At 48.4% G+C, this 9,615-nt stretch carries 8 protein-coding genes; 2 read left to right on the top strand and 6 right to left on the bottom strand.

The genetic code is table 11. From position 1 onward, the window contains the following. Positions 1 to 157 precede the first annotated feature (157 nt). Both VN105_RS28610 and VN105_RS28605 read left to right on the top strand, forming a co-directional pair. Entirely contained in the window at positions 158 to 1,417 is a 1,260-nt protein-coding gene (locus tag VN105_RS28610; RefSeq protein WP_325646715.1) for an alkaline phosphatase family protein, read from the top strand. A gap of 48 nt (positions 1,418 to 1,465) precedes the next feature. Then, entirely contained in the window at positions 1,466 to 3,241 is a 1,776-nt protein-coding gene (locus tag VN105_RS28605; protein WP_325646713.1) for a cytochrome-c peroxidase, read from the top strand. A 57-nt stretch (positions 3,242 to 3,298) separates the two neighbouring features. Here VN105_RS28605 and VN105_RS28600 read toward each other — a convergent pair whose 3' ends face one another. The 6 genes from VN105_RS28600 to VN105_RS28575 form a co-directional block, all read right to left on the bottom strand. Then, positions 3,299 to 3,646 (bottom strand): VOC family protein, encoded by a 348-nt coding sequence (locus VN105_RS28600; RefSeq protein ID WP_325646711.1) that lies wholly within the window; start codon positions 3,644 to 3,646, stop codon positions 3,299 to 3,301. A gap of 93 nt (positions 3,647 to 3,739) precedes the next feature. Then, positions 3,740 to 5,446 carry a hypothetical protein gene (locus VN105_RS28595; protein WP_325646709.1) on the bottom strand — a complete coding sequence of 569 codons (1,707 nt, stop codon included), beginning with the start codon at positions 5,444 to 5,446 and terminating at the stop codon, positions 3,740 to 3,742. Positions 5,447 to 5,458: 12 nt separating this feature from the next. Next, on the bottom strand, positions 5,459 to 6,721 hold the full coding sequence (locus VN105_RS28590) for an MFS transporter (RefSeq protein WP_325646707.1): 1,263 nt from the start codon (positions 6,719 to 6,721) through the stop codon (positions 5,459 to 5,461). Positions 6,722 to 6,727: 6 nt separating this feature from the next. Further along, on the bottom strand, positions 6,728 to 7,777 hold the full coding sequence (locus VN105_RS28585; protein WP_325646705.1) for a glycoside hydrolase family 130 protein: 1,050 nt from the start codon (positions 7,775 to 7,777) through the stop codon (positions 6,728 to 6,730). Between the two features lie 95 nt (positions 7,778 to 7,872). Next, on the bottom strand, positions 7,873 to 9,372 hold the full coding sequence (locus VN105_RS28580) for a RagB/SusD family nutrient uptake outer membrane protein (protein ID WP_325646703.1): 1,500 nt from the start codon (positions 9,370 to 9,372) through the stop codon (positions 7,873 to 7,875). A 28-nt stretch (positions 9,373 to 9,400) separates the two neighbouring features. After that, a partial coding sequence (locus VN105_RS28575; protein WP_325646702.1) for a hypothetical protein occupies positions 9,401 to 9,615 on the bottom strand: 215 nt, incomplete at its 5' end.

The raw sequence follows: 9,615 nt of genomic DNA, 5'->3' as shown, positions 1-9,615 counted from the left end.
GAAAAATAAAAAATCAGGCAGTATTTTTACCGGATAACAGTTTATGACAATGGTGAACAAAAAATCTACATTATGCGCAGTTATCGCAGCCGCTTTTCTTGCAGGCTGTACCGGCAGCCGCCACGCTGAGCGGACTAAAACTGCAAAATTACCTGGTTTGGAAGGGATTGAAAAAGTGAACCATGTAGTAGTGATCTATATGGAAAATCACAGTTTTGATAACCTGTACGGGCAATTTGAAGGCGCAAACGGCCTGGCAAATGCATCAAAAGAAGCGGTGCTGCAACTGGACCGCAATGGTCAGCCGTACAAATATCTTCCGGCAATACCACGTTCCAGTGAATTTCCCAAAGATATTCCCAATGGTTATTTCAATATAGACCAGTATGTTCCTGCAGATAAAGAAACACCGGATGTTACGCACCGGTATTACCAGGAGCGCAACCAGATCAATAATGGAAAGATGAATTATTTTGCCGCATATAACAGTACTGCTGGACTTGCAATGGGGCATTATAAAACCTCGCTGCTGCCTTTATATCCTGTTGCAAAAGAGTTTACGCTTTGCGATCATTTCTTCCACAGCGCTTTCGGCAGCTCCTTTCTCAATCATCAATGGCTGATAGCGGCGGCAACGCCTTATTTCCCTGATGCCCCGCAGGATATCAGGGCGGTGACAGACAACGACGGTAAAATGCAAAAAGATGGACTTTTGACTCCCGACGGCTATGCCGTGAACACCATTTACTCTGTAAATCAGCCACATCCCGCCGGAACTAAAAAGGAAAACCTGGTTGCCAATCAAACAAACCCCACTATCGGCGACCGCCTCAGTGAAAAAAATATTTCCTGGGCATGGTATTCCGGTGGCTGGAACGATGCTATAGCAGGCAAACCGGATGAGTTCTTCCAATATCATCACCAGCCCTTCATCTATTACAAAACATTTGCTGATGGTACATCCGCGAAAAAAGAACATCTCAAAGACGAAGAGGAATTTCTGAAAGCCGCAAAAGAAGGAACGTTGCCGGCAGTTTCATTTGTAAAGCCGCTTGGTGTTCAGAACGAACACCCCGGTTACTCCAGCGTTATAGCAGGTGAAACGCATGCTTTAAGCCTGATCAACGCCGTACGCAATAGTCCTAACTGGAAAGATGCCGTGATCATACTTACCTATGATGAAAACGGGGGCTTCTGGGATCATGTGGCGCCGCCGGTGATTGATAAATGGGGACCGGGCAGCCGCATTCCTGCCATTATTATCTCTCCCTTTGCCAAAAGGGGGTATGTGGACCAGACACAGTACGAAACGGTAAGCATCCTGTCGTTTATTGAAAAACGCTGGGGTCTGAAACCGCTCAACAACAGGGATGGTAATGCCAACCCGTTACAGGGCGCTTTTAATTTTAAAAACTGATTTTAATAACAGGTGAAGCATTCCCGGATAGCAATAGTTTTGGTGTTGATGGTGGGGGCGATACAGCTGCTATCTTCTTTCGGGGTCAGAACCAATGATCCCGCAAAAGAAATTGCGGGAATGCTTTGCCGTGATATTGACGCCTTTTCACATTACATCACCGATTCACTGCAACCTGCTATCAGGTCCGGTTCCGCAGAAGACCTGCAACCTGCTTTCCTGGCGGCAAGGAAATATTACAAACGGATAGAGTGGGCCACGGAATACTTCGCCTATTCTACAGCGCGTTTTATAAATGGTGCACCTAAAGCCGAAGCAGAGCTGCCCGGCTACACCATCTTAAATCCTTCCGGGCTGCAGGTAATGGAAGAACACATATTTCCTGCGTTCAGCAATACCTCCCGTAATATGCTGCTGGGGCAAACAGACATCATCCTCGATAAATTACAGGTATTTAAATCCTATTTTTCCGGTATTCCTGTTGCCGGCTGGCAGATCCTGGATGCTGCAAAACTGGAAGTTTTCCGCATTGAAACATTGGGCATCACCGGGTATGATAACCCGCTTAGTAAGAACAGCATGGAGGAATGCGCCGTTGCCCTGCAGGCATTGCAACAGGTACTGGCCCCTTATGCAGGCAGCAGTAATACCACGCGGCTGCTGCTCAACAGGAACATCGCATTCCTGTTAGCCAACAGGGATTTCAATAGTTTCGACAGGGCGCTTTTTATACGCCGTTATGCCAACCCGTTAACTACCGCTATAGAACAGCTACGCAGGCAGCTGGACTTCCAGGGCTATCACTACAACCGTTTATTAAAGCAGGATGTTTTTACCCTGTTTGACAAGGACGCTTTTAACGCAGATGCCTACTCACCTTTTCTTGATCAGGACAACAAAATTGCCAAAGCAGCGCTGGGTAAGGCGTTATTTACGGAAACGGCCTTTTCGGGCAACGGTAGTATCAGCTGCGCTTCCTGTCATCATCCGCAAACAGCATTTGCAGAAAACCTGGTGAAACACAGTGATATTAGCGGCACTGGCCTGATAAACAGGAATGTGCCTTCCCTGCTTAATACAGCGCTGCAACCACAGCAATTTTACGATCAGCGTGCGGAAACCCTGGAAGAACAGGTGAACGATGTAGTGCATAATCCAAAAGAGATGGGGGGGCGCATACATACCGCCCTGCAGGATATTACCCATTCCGGCAGGTATGCACCGCTGTTTGCTGCTGCATTCCCAGGGAAACCACAACCGGATTCCGCAGCTGTAACAGAGGCGCTGGCGGCGTATGTAAGGAGCCTTGTACGGCTAAACAGCCGTTTCGATGATTACATGGCTGGTATGGATACGGCCATGTCTGCCGAAGAAGTAAAAGGATTTAATTTATTTATGGGTAAGGCAGGCTGTGGCACCTGCCATTATATGCCGCTGTTCAGCGGGGTGCTGCCGCCTAAATTTATCACACAGGATGCAGAAATATTGGGTGTTCCCGAAAAACAAGGCAGCAAGAACATTGACCCCGACAGGGGGCTTTTCAATACACTCATGAATTATAATTATTTTGACAGCAGCCGATTATCAGCGTTTGATCATGCTTTTAAAACAGTTACCGTCCGGAATACTTCGAAAACAGCGCCCTATATGCACAACGGTGCACTTGCTACCCTGGAAGAAGTAATGGACTTTTATAATGAAGGCGGTGGTATGGGAAATGGTTTGCTGGTGCACAATCAAAGTTTAAGCGCAGAAAAACTACAGCTGACACCAGTTGAAATAAAAGAAGTTATTGCGTTTATGCGGGCGCTGGATAGCAGGTAAGTTTTTTGTTTGATAAAACATAAAAGCCGCTTCTGGCAGGAGCGGCTTTTACTTTTCTTACAGCGACCATACCGCCAGTTCATAACCATCAGGATCGGTGAAGTGGAATCGCCTGCCACCGGGAAAACTAAAGATATCCTTTACTATTTTTCCTCCTGCGGCAACCACCTTTTGCTGGGTAGCTTCGATATCGTTCGAATAAAGGATCACTAAAACCGTACCTTTTACCGGCTTGCCAGCGGTGAATCCGCCATCTACATAGTCGCCTTCAAATGCCGTATAATCCGGGCCGTAATCGGTAAACTTCCAGCCAAAACTCTTTGTATAAAATTCTTTCGCACGGTTAATGTCTTTCGACAGAAATTCGATATACTGTACCTGCTCATGTTTTAACTTGCTTGCCATAGTGATGTTTTTTTGTAAAGATAGGAGAATGAGGAAGGAGCTGTTTGGAAAAAAACGACAAAGTTGCCGGCCTTACGGGGCAGACGTATTTACCTAAAAGCTAACTGTGACCTCATTTACCGCCAACCGGTTACCCACCTTACTCACTTTACCGCCGGCAGGTGTAAACACCAGTACTGCGGGGCTGCGCCCCGGTAACACCAGGTCATAGCCCTGTTTCACTTTGCGGGCAATAAACTGCCGGGTAATGGTATTATAGATATCCACCGGTTGATCTCCCACATTTACCGTTACCTTTTTTTCTTCGGGGTAAGGATTATAGTAGAGATAGGAGGGGTAAGCCTTGTCTCTGAAAAAATCTGTAGCCAGCAAGTTCAGTTGTAATATACCGGGTACGGTAGTGGTGCGGATAATACTGCCAAAGATCCCTGCATGCCCGCTGCCATACACGCTGAATTGCGATACATCGGGATTTCCTTTGGCCCATTGCGGCCCGTCGCCCTGTGCTACCGGGGCTTTGAGGTGTGCGTATTCGGGGTAAGAGGAAGTATGGATAATGCCTTCATAGCCGATCACTCCTTTGGTAATAGCAGCCTTTTCCGGGATCGTTTCATGGTCATCGGGCATGTACTGGGTATAGAAGAAACGGGCAGCGTTACTGGCATTCAGCATCCATTTACCAACGGCGGCGGCGAAGGAAGGGTCATAACGCACCATAGCTACGAGCGGCCACGCGGCATCAAAAGTATTCATGAGAAAACCGTATCCGCCCCTGTCTGTTGTACTGCCTACAATGCCTGATATATCAATGCCATTCCAGTTGCCTGCCAGCACGCCCCAGCCCTGCCGGCATTCGGGGTCGCCGTTAAATGTCCATTCCATGAATTTGTGCACGTTAAACTGTTTGCCCTGTTCTGCATTCAGTCTTGCTGCCATATAAGCGCCAAAAGGCATCAGCACTTCATAGTTGGTATTATGTGGCTGCTGTTCCAGCGTTTGCAGTGCTTTTATGGCATGCTGCAGGTAGCGCGGATCGCCAAACTTTTTGTAGGCGGCATATAACACGTAAGCATGCCCGGCAGCGGCGTCCTGCTGTTTGCAGATCCAGTTATCTTTTGGCTGCAGTTGTGCATAGTCAAAAAAAGAATGATCATAGTTGCCGTTCAGCACGGAGTCTGCTGCGCAGAATTTTTCCGCAATGCGATGTGCCAGTGAGTCAAAACCCGGCGTATTGGGATAATGATCGTAGATACCATAAAAAAGCACGTTGGGATATACATCGTACCACCAGTCGCGCCCATAACCGCCTCCAAGCTGGGCTACCTCCGGGCAGGTGTTGTTCATCATAATATCCCAGCCTGTTTCGCGGTTGAAATAATTTTTTAGCATGGCTACATAGTTAAGACCCTGTTGCCGGCTTTTGTCAACACCCACCAATGTAGCGCCCAGCGTAGCGCCCATTGTAGCAAGCGCTTCGTGGAAGATACCTTTGTTATGCGCGGGTCCCTGCCGCTGATCGTCCATTGCGGTATAAAGCCCTACCACCGGCTGATCAAAATTATGCCGGCTGCTATCCCACCAAACCAGTGGCCAATGCGGGCCGGTGGTGTTAAAGTTGTAAGCGGTGCTGTCGAACTGCCGGGCCAGGGCATACCAGTCGATGATCTGCAGCGGCTGCGGCACATCGGCCATGGAGTCCAGGCGGGGCAGGTGTTGCTGCACTACCGGTGCCGGCGCAGGTGTTTTACAGGCCATCCACAGAAGGCAGAGCGTGATCCCCGTTGTTGTTAATTTTACCATGCTGTATACAATTTATACCACTGCGGTGGTTTTTTCATTAGTTTCTTTTATCAGCGCTTTCCCTTCTTTGATAATACTTTTGCCTACTGCAATGGAAAGCAGTTGCAGTATGGCAATGATGATGATGGCATAACGTAGCGCCACTTCGGTGGAAAAATAGTAAGCCAGGAAAATAAAGGTGCCTGCACCCAGGAAACGCCCTGCATACAGACCTACTTCATGATTAAGAATATAGGCGTAAACGTTACGCTTTTCTTTTTTGGAAAGAATATCGATCACGCTGAATTGAATAGGGAAGTAGGCCATATCCAGCAGCGGTTTTGCCAGCAGCAGGAACAGCATAAAAATTACCACGCCTGTTGCATTGTAAAAGGCGCCGTTGAAAATAGCGGCCAGCGTAAAACATATAAGTCCTCCTGCAAAAATGATGATCCGGTGTTCCGGTTTCGCCGCCCTGCCAATAATATACATCAGCACAGCGGCAATGATGGCGCCCACCGATTGGGCGGTGCCCAATGCACCTTCTTTTCCGAGCAGTAACATAATCAGCATAGCGGGCGCCGTTACAAGATATCCTTGCGCCAATCCCTTCAAAGAGGCCAGCATCAGCAGTTTTCGCCAGTAAGGGTGGAAGCGCAGGTACAGGAATGTTTTCTCATCCGGGTTACGGAAATGCCCCCTGAAACATACTACGGAAGCAAGGATGGTGATCACAAATACCAGCCCGGTAATGATACGGTAAGCGTTGTTTACATTGATATCGCCGCCCGATTCTATAAACCAGCCTATACAAACAGGTACCACTACGGCGATGATGGTATAAAAGAAGGTCTCAAGACCATAGTAATAATTGCGGTTCCTGTCGTTGGTGATGGATAATGCCAGGTAGTCGCGGTTGGCCCAGTAAAAGCCGAACGACATGCCCATGATAATACCGGCAATCCCAATGCCGGTGAGGTCCAGTGTTTTGAGCGACATCATCACGATCATGGATACGCCGCTGAGCAGCATACCCGCAGAATACAATGTTTTAATATTGAAGCGGCTCAGTAAAAAACCATTTAATAAAAAAGTAAGTGGAATACCGGTATAAATAGTGAGCTGATAGATCACTACTTTCGTAGGGTCGTTAGAGTTACGCATCACGTATGCCGCCACAAAAATATCAATTACCGGCAGCACCAGTGCATAGATCATATTAGTGAGCACCAGTATACGGAAGTCGTGCGGCTGCTGGTTGAAATGTTTTATTTCTGCAGAAAGGTTCCTGAGCATAAGTTGTTACCTTTTTAAGGATGAAAGTATTTCGGCGATAGAAAACCGGGCGGCGCACACTACTTCGTCGGCAGCGCCATAATAAATGGTGAGATCATTGCCTTTCACAATATGCCCGTTGGTAAAAACTACCTGCCCGAAAAAGCCGGTAAGCTCGTAAGGAGCTTCTGGTATCATAATAGGATCATCGCTGCGTGCCAGCACTTTGAACGGATCGTTAAGATCCAGCAAAATAGCTCCCAGTCCGTATTGATGTTTTTCATTGGCGCCGTGGTAAATTTCCAGCCAACCCGCTGTTGTTTTAATAGGAGCAGCGCCGGCGCCTACTCTTGCACTGTCCCAGTAGCCTGGGCGGGTTTTGATCAGGCATTGGTGCTTTCCCCAATGCATCCCGTCGGGCGACTGTGCCAGCCAGATATAATTACCGCCAAGATCCACACTGCTGGGTCGGTGCAGGGCGTAATACCTGCCGTTTATTTTTTCGTCAAATAGTGCGCAGTCCTTATTATGCGGCGGTATGATCATGCATTGATCTGAAAAGGTTTTCCAGTTGCGTGTGGTGCGCATGCCTACGCCTACACCATTTGACGATACCGCTGTGAAGGTGAGATAATAGGTATCGGCTATTTTTGTTACCCTGCAATCTTCTACGCCAAATGATTCCAGCGGCCCTTCTCCATGCAGCTGCGGATAGCCTTCCGGCTCGTGGAAGTGGATGCCGTCTTCGCTGCAAAACAATCGCAGATGAGAAAGCGTAGTCAGGTAGTCGTCGCCTTTATAGCGTAGTACCCGCGGGTCGGTAGCATCGAGGTGCGGATCATTTTTCAGGATCTCAATAATTTCTATTCCGCCATTTTGCAATACAGGGAATGAAATGAGATGATGCTGTTGCTTTGGCCGTTCTGCTACGCGGATGATCAGCCATATTTTATTGTCGTATTCGAAAACGCCGGGATTCAGCAAACAGGCTACTTCCAGGCCGGGTCTGCTGGGTTGTACATCTGCCGGTTTTAGCAAAGGATTTTCGGCAAAGCGGTTAGCGGTAACTTGGTTCATATTTAATGCGCTTGAGTTATTTGTTTGTTGCCCGCGACGAACCAAAAATATCCGTCCGCAGGCAACAAACAGGTTTCCGTGTTCAATAAAGCTGGTTAGTAGCCGGTGTTTTGATTAAGTTTCAGCAGGTCTGCTTCCCTTTGCGGGATCGGCAACAGCTTATTAAATGATTGCCAACCATTACCATAGTCTTTGTACCCTTTCAGTGGGTCGGTATCAGGCGCCTTTGCCAGGATGGTCTGTGCCAGGTTCCATCTCACCAGGTCATAATAACGATGCCCTTCCATCGCCAGTTCAACGCGTCTTTCGTGTTGAATGGCGGAAAGAAGCGCTGCTTTATTATCGGTGGTAACCGGCGGTAAATTAGTAGCCGGGTTAGCGGCGTACTTGCGGGCCCGCGCCCGTATTCTTTCAAGGTCAGCGCGTGCTTCGGGCAATGAGCCAAGGTTGGCATGACATTCGGCTTTCCACAGTATCACATCACCCAAACGGATATACGCAAAGTCTACACCTCCATCATCAATGGGGTTTACATTGCTCATAAACTTGCGTACGTTAAAACCGGTTACGGGCGACCAGGCCGGGTCGTAGTTGCTGCCATCAAGGTATTTATCGCCTGCCTGGAAAAGAGTGGCGGCCCTGCGGGGATCGCCGGTTTCAAAGGCATCTACAAGGTTTTTGGTGGGAATTTCAAAACCCCAGCCTTTCCCTTGTGGTGCAAACACGGCATTGAGCACAGATCCCTGGGAGGGCGTTTTACCGGCATCATGACGGGCCGCAAAAATGATCTCCCCGGCTTTTTCTCCCACGCCGTTGAAATTATCTTCATAATGATCCAGCAACTGGTAATTACCTTTTTCTACTTCCGCAATCTGGGTCAGGCAATCCTGCCAGCGTTGCCGGTACAGGTAGGTTTTAGCCAGCAGGGCATGCGCTGCGCCGGTGGTGGCCCGTTGGTAGTTGTCGGCATCATAGGTGGCCGGTAACATGCTGAGGGCCTGGGCAAGATCGCTTTCTATCTGTTCATATACCTGTGCTGCCGGTGTACGTACGGAATTATCGGTCATATTTTTTTCAGGCACCAGCAAAGGGATATCGCCAAAGTTGAGCACCAGCCTGAAATAATAAAAAGCACGCAGGAAATAGGCTTCACCTTTCATCCGTTTCAGCAACGCCGGATCAAGCCCAGGCACACCGGCGCCATCCTGCGCCAGCAAAGTGTTACAGGCATCCACGCCTTTATAATTAAAGCGCCAGATACCCAGCACATTATTATTTTCCGGGAAGATGCTAAAGGTCTGCATCCGCCGCATATCTTCCTGGTCGCCCAAACTGCCGCCGCCTTTTACGGCATCATCACTCATCAGATCGCCTATTACCCAGTCGCGGGGTATACTACTGCCATCGTCCCATCCCCAGTCGCCCCGGAAACGGTTGGTAACGGGCAGGTAGGCGGCATCAGTAGCCATCACAAAATCATTGGCTTCCGTAAAAACATTGCCTCCTGTGAGCTTCCCCTGGGGGAATTTTTCCAGCTGCTTGGTGCAGCTCATAATGCTAAGGGCAATTGATATAATAACAACTAATTTTTTCATGGTGTGTTGATTTTAATAAATGGCATTCCTAGAAACCGAACTGCAAACCAAAAGTGTAGGTGCGGGATGGCGGATAAGTACCCATGTCAATACCCACGGCCATATCAGCATAATTGGCGAGGTTCTCGTTGGTATACAACTCCGGGTCCATGCCACCATATTTCGTAATGGTAAACAGGTTTTGCGCACTCACATAAATACGTGCATTGGTAAAGCCGATGCGTTGCAACAGGGAGGGTGATA

Origin of the sequence: Chitinophaga sp. (genome assembly GCF_035564935.1) — a bacterium.
Lineage (GTDB): Bacteria > Bacteroidota > Bacteroidia > Chitinophagales > Chitinophagaceae > Chitinophaga.
This window is presented reverse-complemented; position numbering and strand designations above follow the sequence as displayed.